The sequence below is a fragment of the Pleomorphomonas oryzae DSM 16300 genome, assembly GCF_000422965.1.
Taxonomy (GTDB): Bacteria; Pseudomonadota; Alphaproteobacteria; order Rhizobiales; family Pleomorphomonadaceae; genus Pleomorphomonas; species Pleomorphomonas oryzae.
The window spans coordinates 1-20130 of record NZ_AUHB01000008.1 but is presented as its reverse complement, the minus strand read 5'-3'; the positions used below and the strand labels follow the sequence as shown (position 1 = coordinate 20130).

General features: G+C 62.6%; 19 protein-coding genes. 13 read left to right on the top strand and 6 right to left on the bottom strand.

The annotated features are described in order from the left end of the window. Window positions 1-87: 87 nt before the first annotated feature. Entirely contained in the window at window positions 88-1383 is a 1296-nt protein-coding gene (locus tag G522_RS0114135; protein WP_026791609.1) for an ABC transporter substrate-binding protein, read from the bottom strand. A gap of 161 nt (window positions 1384-1544) precedes the next feature. Further along, window positions 1545-2528, bottom strand: coding sequence for an ABC transporter ATP-binding protein (locus tag G522_RS0114130; protein WP_026791608.1), 984 nt, complete (start codon window positions 2526-2528; stop codon window positions 1545-1547). A gap of 296 nt (window positions 2529-2824) precedes the next feature. Between G522_RS0114130 and G522_RS0114125 the strand changes: the two genes are divergently transcribed. From G522_RS0114125 to G522_RS26870, 7 genes are all read left to right on the top strand, one after another. After that, window positions 2825-3520, top strand: a complete 696-nt coding sequence (locus G522_RS0114125) for a GntR family transcriptional regulator (RefSeq protein ID WP_026791607.1) — start codon at window positions 2825-2827, stop codon at window positions 3518-3520. 103 nt (window positions 3521-3623) lie between these two features. Further along, window positions 3624-4223, top strand: coding sequence for a TetR/AcrR family transcriptional regulator (locus G522_RS29005; protein ID WP_084633183.1), 600 nt, complete (start codon window positions 3624-3626; stop codon window positions 4221-4223). A 14-nt stretch (window positions 4224-4237) separates the two neighbouring features. After that, window positions 4238-5320 (top strand): efflux RND transporter periplasmic adaptor subunit, encoded by a 1083-nt coding sequence (locus G522_RS0114115; protein ID WP_026791606.1) that lies wholly within the window; start codon window positions 4238-4240, stop codon window positions 5318-5320. Beyond that, window positions 5317-8436 (top strand): efflux RND transporter permease subunit, encoded by a 3120-nt coding sequence (locus tag G522_RS0114110; protein WP_051228630.1) that lies wholly within the window; start codon window positions 5317-5319, stop codon window positions 8434-8436. The genes G522_RS0114115 and G522_RS0114110 overlap by 4 nt, the downstream gene beginning before the upstream one ends. Next, a complete protein-coding gene (locus tag G522_RS0114105; RefSeq protein WP_026791604.1) occupies window positions 8433-8720 on the top strand; it encodes a hypothetical protein in 288 nt (95 codons plus the stop codon). Before G522_RS0114110 ends, G522_RS0114105 begins: the two co-directional genes overlap by 4 nt. 119 nt (window positions 8721-8839) lie before the next feature. Then, window positions 8840-9658, top strand: a complete 819-nt coding sequence (locus G522_RS0114100; protein ID WP_036839385.1) for a DUF3313 domain-containing protein — start codon at window positions 8840-8842, stop codon at window positions 9656-9658. A 102-nt stretch (window positions 9659-9760) separates the two neighbouring features. Next, window positions 9761-10393 carry an acyloxyacyl hydrolase gene (locus G522_RS26870; RefSeq protein WP_051228629.1) on the top strand — a complete coding sequence of 211 codons (633 nt, stop codon included), beginning with the start codon at window positions 9761-9763 and terminating at the stop codon, window positions 10391-10393. 228 nt (window positions 10394-10621) lie between these two features. Here G522_RS26870 and G522_RS0114090 read toward each other — a convergent pair whose 3' ends face one another. From G522_RS0114090 to G522_RS0114075, 4 genes are all read right to left on the bottom strand, one after another. Further along, entirely contained in the window at window positions 10622-11005 is a 384-nt protein-coding gene (locus tag G522_RS0114090) for a DUF6481 family protein (protein ID WP_026791602.1), read from the bottom strand. 30 nt (window positions 11006-11035) lie between these two features. Further along, a complete protein-coding gene (locus G522_RS0114085; RefSeq protein ID WP_026791601.1) occupies window positions 11036-11260 on the bottom strand; it encodes a hypothetical protein in 225 nt (74 codons plus the stop codon). A gap of 113 nt (window positions 11261-11373) precedes the next feature. Further along, the gene (locus G522_RS0114080; protein ID WP_026791600.1) at window positions 11374-11583 is read right to left on the bottom strand and encodes a cold-shock protein; all 210 of its coding nucleotides are present in this window, start codon (window positions 11581-11583) and stop codon (window positions 11374-11376) included. A gap of 376 nt (window positions 11584-11959) precedes the next feature. Next, window positions 11960-12961 carry a sensor histidine kinase gene (locus G522_RS0114075; RefSeq protein ID WP_026791599.1) on the bottom strand — a complete coding sequence of 334 codons (1002 nt, stop codon included), beginning with the start codon at window positions 12959-12961 and terminating at the stop codon, window positions 11960-11962. Between the two features lie 309 nt (window positions 12962-13270). Between G522_RS0114075 and ettA the strand changes: the two genes are divergently transcribed. The 6 genes from ettA (at window position 13271) to G522_RS0114045 (ending at window position 19956) form a co-directional block, all read left to right on the top strand. Continuing rightward, entirely contained in the window at window positions 13271-14926 is a 1656-nt protein-coding gene (gene ettA / locus G522_RS0114070) for an energy-dependent translational throttle protein EttA (protein ID WP_026791598.1), read from the top strand. A 56-nt stretch (window positions 14927-14982) separates the two neighbouring features. Continuing rightward, window positions 14983-15747, top strand: a complete 765-nt coding sequence (gene tam, locus G522_RS0114065) for a trans-aconitate 2-methyltransferase (RefSeq protein WP_026791597.1) — start codon at window positions 14983-14985, stop codon at window positions 15745-15747. Window positions 15748-15750: 3 nt separating this feature from the next. Continuing rightward, entirely contained in the window at window positions 15751-16035 is a 285-nt protein-coding gene (locus G522_RS26865) for a hypothetical protein (protein WP_051228628.1), read from the top strand. A 207-nt stretch (window positions 16036-16242) separates the two neighbouring features. Next, window positions 16243-16932, top strand: coding sequence for an SDR family NAD(P)-dependent oxidoreductase (locus tag G522_RS0114055; protein WP_026791596.1), 690 nt, complete (start codon window positions 16243-16245; stop codon window positions 16930-16932). A 126-nt stretch (window positions 16933-17058) separates the two neighbouring features. Then, a complete protein-coding gene (locus tag G522_RS0114050; RefSeq protein ID WP_036839383.1) occupies window positions 17059-18141 on the top strand; it encodes a DUF2336 domain-containing protein in 1083 nt (360 codons plus the stop codon). A 339-nt stretch (window positions 18142-18480) separates the two neighbouring features. Beyond that, a complete protein-coding gene (locus G522_RS0114045; protein ID WP_026791594.1) occupies window positions 18481-19956 on the top strand; it encodes a methyl-accepting chemotaxis protein in 1476 nt (491 codons plus the stop codon). Window positions 19957-20130 lie beyond the last annotated feature (174 nt).

Below are 20130 nucleotides of genomic sequence, written 5' to 3'. Positions count from 1 at the left end.
CCGGAGCGGAGCGGGCTTAAGGCCCGTGAGCACCGGAAGCGCAGAACTCGAAGCTAGATGCCCGCCCCAGTAGAGTTTCGGGTCAGGCTATGCGGCGATGAACTCGTTCCATTTGCGAACCATGTAGTCGTTCTCGTCCATGATGGAGTTCCAGCAGGCGACGTTGCCCATGCGGTCTTCATAGGAGCCGCCATCGCGCACGGCGCCGGCCTTTTCGAGCAGCGTGCCGTCGGGACCCTTGATGTCCTTTTCGGCCGGCTTGCCTTCCATCCAATAGGCCCACTCGTAGGGCTCCATGTTGGCCTTGGCCGTGGAGAGGACAGCCGAATAGTAGCCCTGGCGATTGAGGTAGCCGCCGGCAAAGCCCGACAGGAACCAGTTGATGAACTCGTAGGCCCATTCCTGCTTCTGGCCCTTGACGCCCTTGGACATGCAGAAGCCCGAGGCCCAGGAGCGATAGCCTTCCTTCAGCGGCTGGAACACGCAAGGAATGCCCATGGAGCGGACCTTGGTGACGGCCGGCGACCACATGGACTGGATGACGGTCTCGCCCGAGCTCATCAGGTTGACGCTTTCGTTGAAGTCCTTCCAGAAGGCGCGGAACTGGCCGGCCTTCTTGGCTTCCGTCATGATCTTCATGGTCAGGTCGATCTCGGCCTTGGTCATGTTGCCCTTGTCGGGATACTTGTACTGGCCGGTCGCCTCGATCACCATGGCGGCGTCCATGATGCCGATCGAGGGGATGTTGAGGATCGACGCCTTGCCCTTGAATTCGGGGTTGAGCAGCTCGGCCCAGCTCGAAATTGGCCGCTTGATCAGGTCGGGGCGGATGCCCAGCGTGTCGGCGTTGTAGACGGTGGGGATGAGGGTGACCCACTCGGTCGGCGACGTGGCGAAGACGTCGGAATCGGGGCCTTCGAGGTAGAGCACCTTCCACGGCGCCGTGCCCTGGTTGCCGATCTTCTTGCCGTTGGGCAGCTCGCCCTTGGTGAACACCGGCGTGATGTTGTCGAACTCTTTGATCTTCTTGGCGTCGAGCGGCAGGATGTTGTTGGAGGGCACCAGCTTCTTCAGGCTGAAATACTCGGTGTCGAGCACGTCGAAGCTGTTGGGCTGGGTCATCACGCGCTTGGTCACGTCGTCGGTGGTGGCGGTGATGTACTGGATCTTGATGCCAGTATCCTCAAAGCACTTCTTGGAAATGGCATCGCCTTCGTTGACGGCGGTACCGAGGTAGCGCAGCACCTTCTCTTCCGAGGCCTTGATATAGGGAAAGCCGGTGATGACGCCCGAGCCGGCGGCAAGGCCGGCGACGCCGGCGGCGCCCTTGAGCAGCGACCGGCGGCTGAGGCCGGCGGAAAGCGTGGTCGTGGTCTCAGACATAGTTCGTGTTCTCCCCTTTGGGCCGCCTCCTCGGAGGTCGGCGATGGCGGTCCATCCAGCGGCTAATCCCTGAGCCGCGGTAGCCCGATCCCTGATCCGCAAGCCGTTGCTGTTCTTACGAAAAGGGAATTCCTGCCAGGCGGCAGCGGCCGCCTGACTCGTTACTCAAGGACATGCGCCTGGGTGTCGTCCCAGGTGGCGATGACGCTGTCGCCGACAGTGACCGGCGCTGCGTCGAAGGCCGCCTCGCCGAGGTGGGCGATCAGTTCTTCGCCGGCCTCGGTCTTGAGGACGACCTGTACGAAGGTGCCCTGGTATTCGACATCTGTGACGGTGCCGGCGATGCCCGGCTCGGTCTGGCCGGGGCACAGCGCCAGTTTGTCGGCGCGCACGGCGATGGCGCCGCTACCGGCCTCGATCACGTTGTGGCCGCCGATGAAGCGAGCGACGAAGGCGGTGCGTGGCCGGTTGAACACCTCGCGCGGGCTGCCCATCTGCTCGATCCGGCCGCCGTTCATCAGCACCACGAGATCGGCCAGCGCCATGGCCTCTTCCTGGCCATGGGTGACGTGGATGAAGGTGATGCCGAGTTCGCGCTGCAGGCGCTTCAGCTCGGCGCGCATCTTGATGCGCAGGAAGGGGTCGAGCGCCGACAGCGGTTCGTCGAGCAGCAGGATCTGCGGCTCGGTGATCAGGGCACGGGCGAGCGCCACGCGCTGCTGCTGGCCGCCGGACAGCTGGGTCGGAAGGCGGCCGGCATAGGGCGTCATGGCGACGAGTTCGAGCAGCTCGCCGGCCTTGCCGCGCCGCGTTATCTTGTCGACGCCGCGCATTTTGAGCGCGAAGGCCACATTATCGAGCGCGGTGAGGTGGGGAAACAGCGCGTAGGACTGGAACATCATGGCCGTGCCGCGCCGGGCCGGCGGCAGGTCGGTGACGTTCTGATTGCCGAGGATGATGTCGCCGTCGCTGGCCGCCTCGTGGCCGGCGATCATGCGCAGGGTCGACGACTTGCCACAGCCGGAAGGTCCCAGAAGGCAGCAATAGGTGCCGGCGGCGATGCGCAGGTTGATGGTGTCCACGGCGGTGGTCGCGCCGTAGCGCTTGGACAGCGCCACCAATTCGAGCGCGGCTGGATTCGGCATCTGACCCCCTGGCTGGTCTGCGGAGCGGCGTTTACGATTTCGCAAGAGCCGTGCCAGAGGGATTTGTGAGGGGCTTCTTAAAAAACCATTTCATATCAATGTTTTGTCGGCGCCGGGCGTGCATACGTAGTTTGACTAGAATTTGGTCACATTCGTAAATTCCGCCCGATTTTCTGGCATATTGAATACATAAGAAAATTGATCGTATACAAAATTATCCTTTGAGGGATGCAATTTCCTTGGCTACGATAGGGGCTTCTCGCCGCGTCGCTGCGGCCCTCCACGTGTCAGGAATCATGGCAACAGATACGTCGTCGACCGGCACACCCGACCGGGTTTCCCGCATCCGCAACGGCCTGCTGATGGCCATCCTGGAGCATCGGCTGCTACCGGGCACCAAGCTCGGCGAAGACGAGATCGGCCAGGTCTACGACGCCTCGCGCACGCTGGTGCGGGCGGCGCTGCAGCAACTGGCCCACGAGGGCATTGTCGACATCGAGAAGAACCGGGGCGCCTTCGTTGCCAGTCCGTCGCCGCGCGAAGCGCGTGAGACCTTCGAGGCGCGCTGCCTGATCGAGGGGGCGATCGTTGAGCGGGCGGTTAAGGCGCGGTCGGAAACCTGGAGGGTGCGCCTTGACGATCAGCTCACCGCCGAGGCCGATGCCGAAGCGCGCGGCGATCACAGGGCAGCCATCCGCCTGTCGGGCGAATATCACCTGTTGGTGGCCGAAATGGCCGACCATGAGCTCTACTACAGTCTGCTGCGCGAGCTGGTGGCTCGCACCTCGCTGACCATCCTGCTCTACCGCCGCCACCGCGTCCATTTCTGCGGCGTCGATCATCACCGCCTCATCACCGACGCCATCGTCAGCGGCGACGCCGTGCGCGCCAAGGCGCTGATGATCGACCACCTCAAGGAAATCGAGGCCGAGCTCGACCTGTCGGAGACCGAGGAAAGCAACGCCTCGCTGGCGGATATCCTGCAAGGATAGGTGGCTCTCTCCATCTTCTTAACCATCGCAAAAATGGGCACCGGAGCCTCTTGCCTCTTTTCGTGAACGCGTTTATTGAACGCGTATAGCGAAAGAGGCGCCGATGCCACGTCCCCCTTTGTCCGATGAAGATCTCGATGCGACGCGTGTCCGCCTGCTGGCTGCGATGGCCAAACTGGTGGCGGAGAGTGGCTATGCCGCTTTCTCCATGCGGCAGCTCGCCAAGGAGGTCGGACTGACCGCCGGTGCGCTCTACCGTTATTTCCCGACGAAGCATGCGCTGATGGTGGCTTATTGGTCGGAGTCGATTGGCGCGCTGTACTCGGAGCTGTCGCGGATCGCCGGAGACGTTGCCGATCCGCGCAATTGCCTGCTGCAAATGGCTCGTGCCTACGTCGCGTTCGCCCTCGAGGATCGCCCACGCTTTCGCACCATGTTCCTTGAGAACGACCACGGCGAGCTCGGTGAGTTTGGCAGGAGTGCCACGCTCTTCGCGCCATTCCACATCTTTCGCGACCAGGTCGCGGTCGCCATCGAGGCCGGTTTACTGAAGCCAATGGCGCCGGACACTGCCGCGCAAATTCTCTGGGCCAGCGTCCACGGCGTCCTGACGCTCGCCGAAAACATCGATCCGATGGATTTCGGAGATGTCGCCGCCCTTGCCGATCTCGCGGCGCAAACCACGCTCGCCGGTCTTGCCTAACCCGGATGTTCCGAATGATGCGATCTGTCTTCGTGCGGGGGGTCTCTCTCGCCTTGTTGCTTTGCCTTCTTGCTGCCTGCGAGAAAAAGTCGGTTGCTCCAGAAGCACCGAGGCCGGTACGTACCATCGCCGCCGAGCGGGTCGACGCGCGTCAGACCATGACGCAGACCGGCGCGGTGACGCCGCGCCTTGAGACGGACATCGGCTTCCAGGTATCCGGCCGGCTTCTGCGCCGCGTTGTTGACGTGGGCACGCGGGTTGCGAAGGGAGACCTGATTGCCTCCATCGACCCCAGTGACATCGCCAACGAGTTGAAGGCCGCCGAGGCGGACGTCGCCAGTTCGGCCGCCGCGCAAACCATTTCCCAAAGCAATCTCGAGCGCCAGCGCTGGCTGTTCGACCGGCAGATCGTCGCCAAGGTGAGTGTGGAATCGGCCGAGTCCGACTGGAAGGCGGCGGTCGCCAAGCACGACGCGGCAACGGCGACGCTGGCGAGCGCCCGTAACAAGCTCGATTATGCCGACCTGAGAGCGAGCCTATCCGGTGTCGTCACCGCCGTCGGCGCCAATGCCGGGCAGGTGGTCGGCGCTGGGCAGATGGTGGTTCGCGTCGCCTCCGACACGGAGAAGGACGCCACCTTCGATGTGGCCGAAAGCGTGATCAACAGCATCTCATCGGATGTCGAGGTGCGCGTTTCGCTGCTCTCTGACCCTGCCGTGTCGACCACGGGCAGGGTGCGAGAGATCAGCCCCTCAGCCGACGACGCCACCCGTTCCTATCGGGTCAAGGTGGGTCTTGCCGATGCACCGGATGCAATGGCGCTGGGCGCCACGGTGACCGGAGCGATCGCCTCGCCCGGCATTCCAGTGATCGCCCTTCCGGCTGTCGCCATCAGTGCCGCCGACGGTAAGCCGGCCGTCTTCGTCGTCGATGCCGCCACCGGCAAGCTGTCGCTGAAGACGGTGACCGTCGAACGCTACAGCGAGAAGGACGCTCTGATTTCCGTCGGTGTCGATGCCGGCGAGCGTGTCGTCGTTGCCGGCGTCAGCAAGCTTCGGCCCGGTCAGACTGTTTCCCTGGACGAGAGCGCGCAATGACTGACATGCCGCACAACGAGCGCGCCGATCGCCATTTCAATCTGTCGGCCTGGGCGCTGCAGCAGCAGACCTTGGTCGTCTTCCTGATGCTCATGACCATGGCCGCCGGTGTTTGGAGCTATCTCCACCTTGGCCGCAACGAGGACCCGCCATTCACCATCAAGACCATGGTGGTCTCGGCCGCGTGGCCGGGCGCCACGGTGACCGACACCGCCAACCTTCTCACCGACAAGATCGAGGAGAAGCTGGAGGAGACGCCCTGGCTCGATCGGCTCGACAGCTACACGCGGGCCGGCGAGGCGGTGGTCATGGTCAACCTCCGCGACGATACGCCACCGGCCGAGGTGGAAGGCCTCTGGTATCAGGTGCGAAAAAAGGTGGCCGATCTCTCTCCGTCGCTGCCAAGTGGCATCAACGGGCCGTTCTTCAACGACGAGTTCGGCGACACCTTCGGCACCATCTACGCCTTCACCGCCGAGGGCTTCACCGATCGCGAGCTGCGCGACCGGGTGAACGAAATCCGCAAGGCGCTGCTGGAGACGCCGGATGTCGGCAAGGTGCAACTGATCGGCGCTCAGGAGGAACAGGTCGATGTCAGCTTCCTGCCGGCGAGGCTCGCCACCTATGGGATCGATCCAGAACAGGTGATGGCGGCGCTCAGCGCCCAGAACGCCGTGACGCCCGCCGGCACGCTCCGCTATGCCGACGAGAAGGTATCGTTGCGAGTGAGCGGCGCCTTCGCCTCTGAGGAAAGCCTTAGAGCGGTGACGCTGCATATCGGCGACCGGTTCGTGCCGCTGTCCGACCTTGCGACCATCACGCGCGGCCCGGCCGATCCCCCGTCACCGCTATTCCGCAGCAACGGCGAGAAGGCGCTCGGGCTTGCCATTTCCATGGCGCCGACCGGCAACATCACCCAATTCGGCGCCGCCCTGAAGGCGCGGATGGCCAGTATCGAGGCCAAGCTGCCCTATGGCATCGACGTGCACTTGGTGGCTGACCAGTCGACCGTGGTGGAGGGGGCGGTCAGTGGCTTCGTGAAGGTGTTGGCGGAGGCGATCGTCATCGTGCTCGCCGTCTCCTTCCTGTCGCTCGGCACGCGCGCCGGCCTTGTCGTGACGCTGTCCATTCCCCTTGTGCTGGCCCTGACCTTCGTCGGCATGCAGTTGTTCGGCATCGGCCTGCAGCGCATCTCGCTCGGCGCGCTGATCATCGCGCTCGGCCTTCTGGTGGACGATGCGATGATCACCGTCGAGGCGATGGTCTCCCGTCTCGAACTGGGCTGGGAGCCAAGAAGGGCCGCCAGCTACGCCTACGACTCCACCGCCTTTCCGATGCTGACCGGCACGCTGGTCACCATCGCCGGCTTCCTGCCGGTGGGTTTTGCCGCCTCCAGCGCCGGCGAATATTGCTACTCGCTGTTCATGGTGGTGCTGATCTCGCTGACGGCATCCTGGATTGTCGCCGTGGTGTTTTCGCCGCTGATCGGCACCTGGGTTCTGCCGAATCGGATCGACGGGGCAGGGCATGGCGAGGGACGTCTCGGCCGCTTCTATCACGGCCTCGTCGAGCGGCTGCTCGACCATGGCCTGACGACGGGCCTTGCCGCTCTGGCACTCCTTGGGGTGTCGCTCTATGGCGCGAGCCTGCTGCAGCAACAGTTCTTCCCAATGTCCGACCGGCCCGAGCTGCTGGTCGATCTCAGCCTGCCGCAGAATGCCTCGCTGGATGCCACCGACCGGGCGACGCGACGCGTCGAAGCGATGCTGCGCGCCGATCCCGACGTCGATCATTTCTCGACCTATGTCGGCTCGGGCGCCATCCGCTTCTACCTGCCGATGGACGTGCTGCTCGATAATGACAATATTTCCCAGATCGTCGTGGTGGCCAAGGATGCCGAGCAGCGAGACGCGCTGAAGGCGCGCCTCGAGACGGCGTTCAAGGCCGATTTCCGCGATATCACGGCGCGCGTCAGTCAGCTGGAACTGGGGCCGCCGGTCGGCTGGCCGGTGAAGTATCGCGTCACCGGGCCGGACGTCACCAAGGTGCGCGACTATGCCATGCAGCTTGCCAATATCGTCGCTGGCAGCCCGCTCAGTCGGGGTGTGACGCTGACCTCGGGCGAGCCGCAGAAGGCCGTCGAGGTTGCCGTCAACCAGACGGAAGCGCGCGCCGTCGGCCTGTCGTCGCAGGATATCGCCAGTACGCTGGCAGTGATCTTCTCCGGCACACCGGTCACCCAGATCCGCGACGGCAATCGCTTTGTTCCCGTCGTGGCGCGGGGCACGCCGGAGGCGCGGCACGATCTCGGCACGGTTGCCAACCTGCAGATCAAGAGCGCGAACGGTCACAACATTCCGCTCAGGCAGGTGGCGACGCTCTCCTATGGCGTTGAAGACCCGATCATCTGGCGGCGCCAGCGCGAGCCGATCATCACCGTCGAGGCCGATACGGTTGATGGCGCCGAGGCGGCGACGGTGGTCAATCAGCTCAAGCCTGCGATCGAGACGTTCAGAGCAGGGTTGCCGCAAGGCTATGACGTGGCGGTCGGCGGCACGGTGGAAGAGTCGGAAAAGGGCAACCAGTCGGTGCTGGCCGTGGTGCCGATGATGCTCGGCGTCATGGTGAGCCTGCTGATGCTGCAGCTCCGCAGCTTCTCTCGTACTGCCATCGCATTATTGATGGCGCCGTTCGGGCTGATCGGCGTCGTCGCGGCCATGCTGCCCTCGGGCAGTGCCATGGGGTTCGTCGCCCAGCTCGGCGTCATCGCTCTGGCCGGCATGATCATCCGCAACGCGGTGATCCTGATCCAGGAGGTGGAGACCAACCGGGCGTCGGGGCTCGATGCCCGCGAGGCAGTAGTCCACGCCGCTCGTCACCGTTCCAGGCCGATCCTGCTCACTGCACTGGCCGCCATCCTCGGCATGCTGCCGATCTCCATGGAAACCTTCTGGGGTCCGATGGCCTTTGCGGTGATCGGTGGCCTGACGGCGGCCACCGTGCTGACGCTGACCCTGCTGCCGGCGGTTCTTTTCGCCCTGACGCGTTGGGAGCTGCGACGCACGGGCAAGAAGCAAGCGCAGGCCCCCGTCGACGGAGTGGCGGCTGGATCATGAGCGCGCATGAGACGGAGAACGACGAGGAAGGTCGATCGGATTCGCATTGGCCGATCTTGCTGACCGCGTTGGCCGGCATTCTCGGTCTGCTGCCGATGTCGCTGGAAATCTTCTGGGGGACGATGCCCTTCGCCCTGCTTGGCGGCCTGACGGTGGGCGTTGTGGTGGCGCTGCTGCTACTGCCGGCGATTCCTTTGATCCTGATCCGCTGCGCCCGGCGCAGCGAAAGGGCACACGGCGCGCCATCCTCCAGTGCGACCGATGACGATCGGAACAGCCGGTGAAATCGCTGTCCCCGTTCTGCATCGCTAACAAGGCATGGATCATGAAGACGAATAGAGCGGACGATCGTCGAGACTGCGAGTATGGACGGGGTTTGCCGGGCCGGCGGATCGTCAGGCGAATGCTGCTGCTTGCTTCCGGCCTGATCCTTGCCGGCTGCGCCAGCGCACCGCTCGACGAAGCCGGCCATCTCCGGTCCTACGCCAACCTTCGGAAAGACGACGGTTTGCTGACCAGATCGCTCGTCTCCGTCGACAAGCCGCACGTCCTGGCGGCCAAGACGGTCAATATCGTGCCGACAGCCTTTGCAACTTCTGTTGAGGCGCCGTTCACGCCGGACCAGCGCGGGCTGGTGGCCAACGCCATCGACCGCAGCCTATGCGAAGGCTTGAGCGAGCGATTCACGGTGGTGCCGCCGTGGGAACCTGCCGATCTCACAGTTCACGCCACCGTCACGCACGCCACCCCAACCAGCAAGATTGCCGCTGGTCTGTCGAAGGGCGCGTCGGTAGCGTCCGTCGTGCTGCTGCCGGAAGTCCCTGTTCCCGTGCCGCGCGTTCCCTTTGGCCTCGGTAGCCTGTCCATCGAGGCTGAGGCGTCCGATCTTGCCGGCGAACAGCGGGCGGCCATGGTTTGGGCGCGTGGCGCCAATGCTTTGACCGATCCGGGACCGATCGCCGACAACGGCGACGCCTACACCCTTGCCGGCTCCTTTGGGGACGACTTCAGTTCGCTGCTGGTTACCGGCACTTCGCCGTTTCAGGGCGGACTGAGCCTTCCGTCGATGCAGGCGGTCGGCAACTATTTCGGCAGAGAACCCAAATACGCCGCCTGCAAGGCTTTCGGGCGCAACCCGGGCGTCATCGGCACCATCGGCAACATGGTCGGCGCACCGCCGAGCTGGACAGACGGTGGCGCGGTGTCACCGGGCAGGACTTGACCGAGTAAGCGGCACGTTTGGGGCGGAGGTCTTCTTATTGCGCCAGAAAGGCGAGCCGACACGGGGAAATAAGGGGCGGCCGGGCTAAATGAGGAGGATGCGATGATATGGAAATTCACCGGCGGAAAAGCGGGAGCGGAGCCGAGAGTTAACTTCGGCGCGTTGACGTTGGGTTTGGTTTTTCTGCTGTCCGTCAACCTTATCGCGCAGACCGCCCGCGCCAGCGGGACGAGCTCCTCGGACCAGACGCGAGTTGATCAGGATTTCAAACTCATCGGCGAGGTTCGGCTGGGGGGTAGCGCTCACAATCCCACGGGCAGGGAACATGGCGCCGACATCACCGCCGAAATCCTCTCGACGCCGATTTTCAAATCCACGGGCAGCGATTGGTTTCGCTGGTTTGTCCCAAGGCTGGGAGTCGGTGGGGCTTTGAACACGCGGGGAAGAACGTCCTATGTTCACTCGGGCCTGGTGTGGACCATTCCGCTCAGCGATTCCTTCTTCATAGAAGGGCAGTTCGGACTGGCATTGCACGACGCCAAGTTCGGGAACCGAAGATACGATAATCTTGGGAATTGCAACTGGAGCTTCCGGGAAGGAGCGTTTCTCGGTTATCGGCTCGACAGCACCTGGGCCATCGTCGGCGGCGTCGACCATCTTTCACAGGCTGGTCTCTGCGACGGGGGCAATGCGGGACTGACCAACTACCGGATCGAACTCAGTCACGCCTTCTGAAACGGGCACGCTTTATGAAACAGGGAGGATGGCTGGCCTGAGTTGGCCGTCATGCCGGATGGAAGCCGGACGATGAGGCGGTAACCGGCAACGGCAAACCGAAGGTGCCGCCGCCAGTCGCGGGCATTGATCTCATTTACGACAAGAGCTCTGTCGCCGAACCCCGGCGGACGGTCTGCCTTGATCGGCTGATAGGCGGAACGCCGAGAACGAAATATCCGAAGACTATTATCCGGTCTTGCGGGCCTTGCGGTTGGCATAGCGGCGGTCGCGCTCAGCCTTGCGGGCGGCTTCGTCTTCGAAGACGCGGGCGATGCGTGCCTTATTGGCGGCTTCGCGCTCTTCGGTTTCGGCCCGGGCAGCAGCTGCAATGGCGGCTTCGCGTTCGGCCGTTTCCGCTGCAATACGATTCTGTTCTTCGAGCTTCACCCGCTCGCGTTCGGCGCGGCGCGCTTCACGAGCTTCGGCAATCGCCAGGCGTTCGGCCTGTTTGGCTTCACGATCCGGTGCGGCGGCCGCGATAGCGGCACGATAGGCTTCGAGCTGGGCTGCTTTGGCGTCCTTCGCAGTGCTGCGACGGTCGTTCAGGTCTTTGTTCTTGATGGTTTTCAAAAATCTGGTCCCGGTTTCTGATGGGCGTGGTCAGTATCGGCTGACGCGCTTCGGAGCTGGCTTCGCCGGAGCGGCGATGCTGTCCTGCGCTTCCTTGGCAAGGCGGGCCTCGCGCAGCCGCTGCGTCTTTTCATTGCGGGCGGTGGTAATCGAGTCGAGTTCCTCGAAAGCTTGTCCACGCGCAAAAAACTGTGATTGCGCCTTGCCGAAAGCGATTTCGGCCTGCTGACGCGGCTTGCTGTATTGCTCGGCCATGAAATCCTCGTGGGGTGCGGCAATAAAAAAGGTCAGGCAATTTGCCTGACCTCGCTTGGTCTCGTGCTCTCGGCAATGCCAGTACATCCGTGGTCAAGGGAGAGCAGATCCCGTCAGGCAGCCTGCAGATTGCCGGCCGACTGCTTGCCCGTGCGCTTGTCGGTCTCGAGCTCATAGCTGAGCTTCTGGCCTTCGACGATATCGCGCATGCCGGCACGTTCGACGGCCGAGATGTGAACGAAGGCGTCCGGGCCGCCGTTATCCGGCTGAATGAAACCGAAACCCTTGGTGGAATTGAACCATTTAACTGTGCCAGTGGTCATGATGAACCCCTTATCTAGCATGATTGACGACCACGGCGCAGAGCGCCGCGGATGATGATAACGATGCTTTATAGGGAGGTTTCGCTCAAAACGCGGAAGGCCGCGTGATAACCAAAGCTCGGCAGCAAAAGATCGATGGACTATCAGATAGGCGTTTTCGGTTGGATAGTCAACCTTTAGTTTTCCAGAGCCCGGTTTTTCTTAGGGGCAGGCACCCAGATCTGCGCTGAAATCTTGGCTGAATTCCGGCTGATCGTTAACGGCGGAATGATTTTCACAACGCTCCGAAAGGAGACATCATTGCCTGCCGTTCAGCTTGGTGGGACGTGATTGAGACGCAGTTACCACAGCGCTCAGGGATTATCCCGGGTGGCTGCTAAACCGCCAGTCTTTCGCCATTCAGCTTGAGGATGACGATCAGGCCGTCCGCGGACCAATCATAGGCGATCGTTCCCCGCAACTGGCCGAAGACACTGCGCTGAACCAGCTTGCTTCCATAGCCTTCAGCAGCGGTCGGAGCGTCCACCTGGGGGCCACCGCGTTCCGTCCAGGTAAGTTCGAGGTCTGATCCCACAGTGTTGCCTGAAAGGTCGAGTGTTCCTGTGTCGACCGATAGGGCTCCGTACTTCAGGGAATTTGTCGCCAACTCGTGAATGATCAGAGACAGGGTCGTCGCGGCGGCATCGCCGACGCCGATGCGAGGAACCGCGACGCGGATGCGACCGCTGAAGGCACCCAGATCTTCGTAAGGAGAGAGTAGGACCGACAGAAGATCGCCGAGGAGGGCTGAGCGCCCCTGACTGCCGGGAAGCGGCCGGACGAGGTCATGCGCCCGGCCAAGGGCCGCCAGGCGCCCCGTCAGCTCCTGCGCCATTTCCTTGGCTGTCGTTGTCGAATGCGAGGTTATGTTGGTGAGACCTGTCGCGATGGCCAGAAGGTTCTTGACCCGATGGCTCATTTCGCCGGCCAGCAACTCGTGGCCTTCCTCGGCCTGCTTGCGTCCTGTGACGTCGAGGAAAATCCCGAAAGCCTGTTCGTCGTGAACAGCGGCGTCGTCACCCAGACCGCGCGCCGAAATCCACCTGATCTCCTCATCCACCATGATTCGGAAATCGATCTCGTAAGGACCGACTATTCCACGGGTGGCAACAAAGGCCGCCCGTACTCGGTCCCGATCGGCTGGATGAATATGGGCGGAGAGATCCTCGAACCTGACCCCGGCATTCTTTGCCAAGCCCCACAGTTTGAAACCCTGCTCGTCCATTGTAAATCGATCGTCGGTCACGTTCCATGCCCACAGGGCAACGCCCGCTGCGTGAATGGCGCGACGTAAATTGTCGGCTTGCCAGAGGAAATCGAGAGGGTCGTCAGTGGACATGCAACGTCGCCTCATCGCTTCGGTTGTCAGAATTTCTTAGCTAATCTTAAGGCATCGGCGGCAGTTTGGTGCAATGTCTTTTTCTTTCTGTCGCTTTCTCCGCAAAGCGCACAAGATTATTCCGACTATTGCAATCGGTACCTCCCCGATGTCCACCAAGCGGGGCGCCGGCGGATTGCCGGCTCCAGGCGCCTCCGTCGGCGCCCGGCTTTGCGCCTGTCCCTCCAGGCGGCTTTTTTCCTTCCCCTTGCGCCCCTCGCGAGCTAGAACTCCGGCCAAACGCACACCCGCTCACCCGAAGGTTTCTCCATGGCGCGCGAGTTCATCTATTACATGCACGGCACCACCAAGTCTTACGGTGGTGGCAAGAAAGTCCTCGATAACATCCACTTGCAGTTCTATCCGGATGCCAAGATCGGTGTGCTCGGTCCGAACGGCTCGGGTAAGTCGACGCTCCTCAAGATCATGGCCGGGCTCGACAAGGAATTCACCGGCGAAGCCTGGCTCGCCAAGGGTGCCACCGTCGGTTACCTGTCGCAGGAGCCGCAGCTCGACCCGACCCTCGACGTGTTCGGCAACGTCATGCTGGGTGTCGCCAAGGACAAGGCGCTGATCGACGAATACAACGCGCTGATGATGGACTACTCGGACGAGAACGCCGAGAAGGCCACCAAGATCCAGGACATCATCGACGCCAAGAACCTCTGGGATCTCGACAGCAAGGTCGAGATGGCGATGGATGCGCTGCGCTGCCCGCCGGGCGATGCCGATGTCACCACGCTGTCGGGCGGCGAGCGCCGCCGCGTGGCGCTGGCCAAGCTGCTGCTCGAAAACCACGACCTGCTGCTGCTCGACGAACCGACCAACCACCTCGACGCCGAGTCGGTCGCCTGGCTGGAAAAGCATCTGCGCGAGTTCCCCGGCGCCGTGCTGATCGTCACCCACGATCGCTACTTCCTCGACAACGTCACCGGCTGGATTCTCGAGCTCGACCGCGGTCGCGGCATCCCCTACGAGGGCAACTATTCGGCTTATCTGACCGCCAAGTCCAAGCGCCTCGAGCAGGAGGGCCGTGAGGCCGCCGCCCAGCAGCGCGCCCTGGAACGCGAGCGCGAATGGATCGGCGCCAGCCCCAAGGCCCGTCAGGCCAAGTCGAAGGCGCGTATCAAGTCCTATGACGAATTGCTCAAGCGCAACGAGGAACGGCAGACGGTCACCAACGCGCAGATCGTCATTCCGCCCGGCCCGCGCCTTGGCGACAACGTCATCAGCGTCGAGGGGCTTTCCAAGGGCTATGGCGATCGCCTGTTGATTGAGGACTTGTCGTTCTCCCTGCCGCCGGGCGGCATCGTCGGCATCATCGGCCCCAACGGCGCCGGCAAGACGACGCTGTTCCGTATGATCACCGGCCAGGAGACGCCCGACGTTGGCTCTATCACCGTCGGCGAGACGGTGAAGCTCGGCTATGTCGACCAGAGCCGCGACGCGCTCGATCCGAACAAGACCGTCTGGGAGGAGATCTCCGGCGGTGCCGACGTCATCTACCTCGGCAAGAAGGAAGTGAACTCGCGCGCCTACTGCTCGTCGTTCAACTTCAAGGGCGGCGACCAGCAGCAGAAGGTCGGCTCACTCTCCGGAGGCCAGCGCAACCGCGTGCACATGGCCAAGATGATCAAGTCGGGCTCCAACGTGCTGCTGCTCGACGAACCGACCAACGACCTCGACACCGAAACCCTGGCTGCCCTTGAGGATGCGCTGGAGGATTTCGCCGGCTGCGCCGTGATCATCTCCCATGATCGCATGTTCCTCGATCGTCTCGCCACGCATATCCTGGCCTTCGAGGGCGACAGCCACGTGGAATGGTTCGAAGGCAACTTCGAATCCTACGAGGAAGACAAGAAGCGTCGGCTCGGTGCCGACGCCGTCAACCCGCACCGGGTGAAGTACAAGCCGCTGACGCGGTGAGAAGATCGGCCTGTCGCAATCCTGTGGCGGGCCGTCGCTTCCGGGGAGGATGAAGCATGGCCGACTGGTCACCCGAAACCTACCTGAAGTTCGAGGATGAGCGAACGCGGCCGGCGCGCGATCTCATCAACGCGGTGCCGCTTGCCTATCCGGCCTTCGTGGTCGACATCGGCTGCGGGCCGGGAAACTCCACAGAGCTTCTGGTAGAACGGTTCCCCAGGGCGAGGCATCTCGGCATCGATACCTCGCCAGCCATGCTGGACAAGGCGCGGGCGCGGCTGCCGGACGTGGAGTTCCGGCTGGCCGATGCCGGAAGCTTCAAGCCGGACACGCCACCGGACCTGATGTTCGCCAATGCGGTCTTCCAGTGGCTGCCCGGCCATATGGACGTCTTCGTCCGCCTGCTTGATGAACTGGAGCCGGGCGGCGTGCTCGCGGTGCAGATGCCGGACAACATCGCGGAGCCGTCGCACAGGCTGATGACCGAGGTGGGGGCCTCCGGGCGCTGGGCCTATAAGCTCAAGGCTGCTGGCCGCGCGCCACTGCCGCCGATCAGGCACTATTATGAGGCGATGAAGCCGCACTGCCGCCGGCTCGACATCTGGCATACCATCTACAATCACCCGCTCGCCGACGCGGCGGCGGTGGTGGAGTGGGTGCGCTCGACCGGCCTCAAGCCGTTTCTCGATCCGCTCGACGAGAGCGAACGGGCCGATTTCCTTGCCGCTTATACCGAGAGGATCGCCGCCGCCTATCCGTCGCTTGCCGGCGGCGGTGTGCTCCTGAGATTTCCGAGACTGTTCATCGTGGCGACGAGGTAGACCATGGCCGATACCGTTACCCTCACCATCAGCCGCGACGAGGCCATCGTGCTGCACGAATGGCTGGCCCGAGTCGTCGATGACGAGAACGCCGAGGGCATCGAGGAGACACTTGAGGATGACGCCGAGGTATGGGCGCTCGATGCCGTGCTGATCCTCCTGGAACAGGCGCTCGACGAACCGCTCAGCGAGAACTTCGACAAGATCCTGAAGGGTGCGCGCAAGCGCCTCAAGGACGCCAACGGCCCCTGGCCGTGGGGCGCCGGTGGTGAGGAACAAGCGCCCTAAACCGCAGGTAGCGAAGGAGCGTTGCTGGAAATCCTCAGCTGACCTTTCATCCGCTATCGTAATGTTCCCATAAGTCTTTCCCCTCATGCGCGAGCGCTGACGGGCCGCCATGATGTCAGCTCGTCGTGCCGCTGGCTGTCTTGCAGTGAACGTTTCACCGGCTGGAACATTGGCCTTTGGGCTTAGTTTGTTGCGTGGAGGGGAGCCATGACACCGACGGTTCTGATCACAGGCGCCGGCCGCGGCATTGGCCTGGAACTTGTCCGCCTGTATCACGCGCGTGGCGCTCGGGTTCTGGCTGTTCACCGTCCGGGACTGGTCGTGCCGGACGCCCTGGTGGCCTTGCAGGAAGCCCATCCCGAAAGTATGCGGCTGATCCCCCTCGATGTCCGGGCGGCCAGCGTGGTGGTCAATCTGGCAGCGCGGCTGTCCGAGCGAATAGATATCCTGATCAACACCACCGGCATGCTGATGGGAACCGGCTATGCGCCATCCGGAAACATGATTGGCGGCGGCCTGCGCTCCACCTTGCAAGTCAACGCCACCGGACCGCTGTTCGTGGCGCAGGCAGCTCTGTCCAACATGACGCGCGGTGGCAAGATCGCCACGATCCTGCCGATCGGCGACGTCCGCAGTCTCGATCTACTCGACAGCGACGCGCGACAGGCGGCCAAGGCGGCCGTGGTCAAGGTGATGCAGTCGCTCGCTTTCGACATCAAGCCGGCCGGCGTGGCAGTGGCACTCATTCACCCCGGCGCGGTCGGCCCGACACTGGACGGTCGCGCGGCATCGCTCAGTCTTGCCGACAGCGCCCTCGGTATCGTCAAGGTAATTGACGAGCTGACGCTTGAAACCTCTGGTCAGTTCTTCAGTGTCGACGACTCAGCCGAGGGTTGAATTCCGGCATCTATCGGGCGGAAAACGCCTAAAGTCGAATTTGATAAAATCCTACGTATTTCGTGAAATCGATATCCATCTCTCGGCGCTAGCTTGGATTTTACGCTTTCTGTGGGTGGTGCCGGAATGCTCGAAACCAACTTAGTCGACTTCAAGAGTCTTGCGCTCGATCCGTCTCCTGACCGCAAGAATGAATTGCTCAAGGGTGTGTCCTCGCTGTTCGCCTTCACGTCCGAACGCTGCACGCTCGAGCAGATCGAAATCTACGACGACGTCATCACCCGCCTGTCCGAGATGGTCGAGACCGAGGCGCGTATTTTCGCCGCCGAGAAGATCGCTCCGCTGCGCCGCGCTCCCGAGCGCGCCGTTCGCACCTTCGCCAGGGATGACGAGGCGGCCGTCGCCTCGCCGGTGCTGAAGCAGTCGCCTGTGCTCAACGATCATGATCTCGTCGCCATCGCCGAGGAAAAAGGCCCCGACCACCTCAAGGCGATTGCCCAGCGGTCGGTCCTGAGCGAGCGGGTGGTGGATATCGTCGTCAGTCGTGGCGATGTGGAAGTCCGTCGCCTTGTAGCCGGTAACTACGGTGCCCGGCTCAGTGAAATCGCGCTCGCCTGCATCGTGCAGCAAGCGCTGTCCGATTCCCGCACCGCCGAAATTCTCGGCCGCCGTCCCGACACGCCGGATGCCATCATCTCCCAGGTGATCGGCAAAGCCGTCGATCAGGTGCGCAACACGGTGATGGGCGAGGCCAATGATGACCTCGAGGCCAATCTCGCCGAAGCGGCGCGTCTTGCCGAGGCGCGGCTTTCCAACTCCTACTGGCTCGGCCTTTATGACTTCGAGTCGGCCTGGGAGCGGATCTGCCAGCAGGGCGGGCGGCGCATCGTATCCGAAGAACTGCTTTGCCAATACGCCGTCGAGGACCGCTTTGCCGACGTCGTCGCCGCCTTTGCGCTGCTCACCGACCTCGACATCGAGGAAGCCAAACATTGGCTGGTTCGGGTCGACACCGAGCCCTTCGTGGTCATGGCGCGGGCGCTCGGCCTTCGGTTCGGTACCGTGCAGGAAATGCTGAAGTGTGGCCCGTGGAAGCACAGGCTCGACAACTGGCAGCGCAACGACGCGCTCACCCAGTTCCAGCAGATCGACCCGCGCGTCGCCCGCGCCCGTGTCACCGCCTCGCGTGGCTTGCGCAGCATCGGCTGAACATCAGATCCACGACCGATCGAACGCGGCGGCCTATCCGGATATCCGGGTGGGCCGCCGTTCTTTTTGAACGCAGCCGATCTTCCCCGGCGGCCGTTGAGATCTGCTTGTGAGAAACGCTCGATGCCACTTGTCCTTTCTTTTATCCTACTCGTATTGCGGGAAATGCCTAAGGAAGTAGAGGCAAGTAATGACGAGGAAATTTATGTCAACGTAGTCAATGCGTAGATTCCCTATTAACGAACATCCTGTAGCGTCCTCTCAACAAGGAGCTGAACGTCAAGTTATCCGGCCGAGTCACTCGCCAGAAATGACGTGTAACCTAAGGGGCGCAACTAAATGTGGCCATTCTTCACGCAGTCTGACGCGGTACTCGAAGCGCTTCATCGCTCGCAAGCAGCGATTGAGTTTGAGCCGACCGGAAAGATCATCACCGCCAATGCCAATTTTCTGAAAGTTCTTGGATATGAGCTTGGCGAGGTCGTCGGCAAGCATCACTCAATGTTCGTCGATCCGGCGGAAGTGAAGACGGAGGCCTACGCGACGTTCTGGCGGAACCTCGTCAATGGTCAATATCAGTCGGCCGAATTCAAGCGCCTGGCGAAGGATGGTCACGAGGTCTGGATTCAGGCGACCTACAATCCAGTCCTCAACAAGGCAGGCAAGGTCGTCCGTGTGGTCAAGTTTGCAACGGATGTGACCGCCCGTAAGCTTGGGGATGCCGACGTTCATGGTCAGATCGCAGCCATCAACCGTGCCCAGGCAGTGATCTCCTTTGATCCGAACGGGACAGTGATCGACGCCAATGAGAATTTCCTGAAAGTGCTCGGCTATCGGCTCGATGAAATCGTCGGCCGGCACCATTCGATGTTCGTTTCCGCCGAAGAGCGCGACACGCCGGCCTACCGGGCTTTCTGGGATGACCTCCGGGACGGTCAGTTCAAGTCCGACGAATTCCGCCGCATCGGCAAGGGCGGCAAGGACGTCTATATCCAGGCGACCTACAATCCGATCTTCGACATGGCTGGCCGCCTCATCAAGGTGACCAAGTTTGCCACCGACATTACCCAGGCGGTCATGCGGCGCAAGGCGCGCCAGGCGGCCCAGGCCGAGATCACCCGCGATCTGACGAACGTGGCCGGCATGGTTGCACGCTCGAATCTTGAAGCCGAGGGCGCCAACGGGATTGCCGGAACGACCGCTTCCAACGTACAGGCTGTTGCCGCCGGTGCCGAGGAGCTGGCCGCCTCCGTGGCCGAAATCAGTCGCCAGGTGAGTGTCGCCTTGTCGGTATCCGAGGAAGCGGTGGCGCAGGCCGAAGGTGCCACCAAAGTGGTGTCGGGCCTTGCGTCGGCAGCCCAGAAGATCGACCAGGTGGTGGAACTCATCAACACCATCGCCGGCCAGACCAACCTGCTCGCTCTCAACGCCACCATCGAAGCGGCGCGTGCCGGCGAGATGGGCAAGGGTTTTGCGGTCGTCGCCTCGGAGGTCAAACAGCTCGCCGCCCAGACATCGAAGGCAACTGACGAGATTGCCGCCGAGATTGCCGGTGTACAGACCATCACCACCGAGGCCGTGTCGGCGATTGCCAGCATCTCTTCGACCATCACGCGCATCAACGGCGTTTCCTCATCGATCGCTAGCGCGGTCGAGGAGCAGGCCGCTGTGACACAGGACATGTCGGGCAACATGCAGACGGCAGCCCACGGCGTGGAGAGCATCGCCAATTCGCTTGGCGAGATCAGCCGTTCGGTGAAGTCGATTCATATGGCCACAGAAAACCTGCAACAGGCCGCGGCCGCCATCGCCTGACGGGGACCGAGAGTTTCTGTATCGTAGCAAGGGACGGGAGACGCCAGCCGGCATCTCCTGTCCCTTGCCGTTTCGGCAATTGGACGGTTCGATTAACCGGGTTTTCTGGACGGCTACGGGATCGTAGGAGCCGCCTCGGCGCAGTATCCTGACGGCTCGGCTTTGGGAACAGCC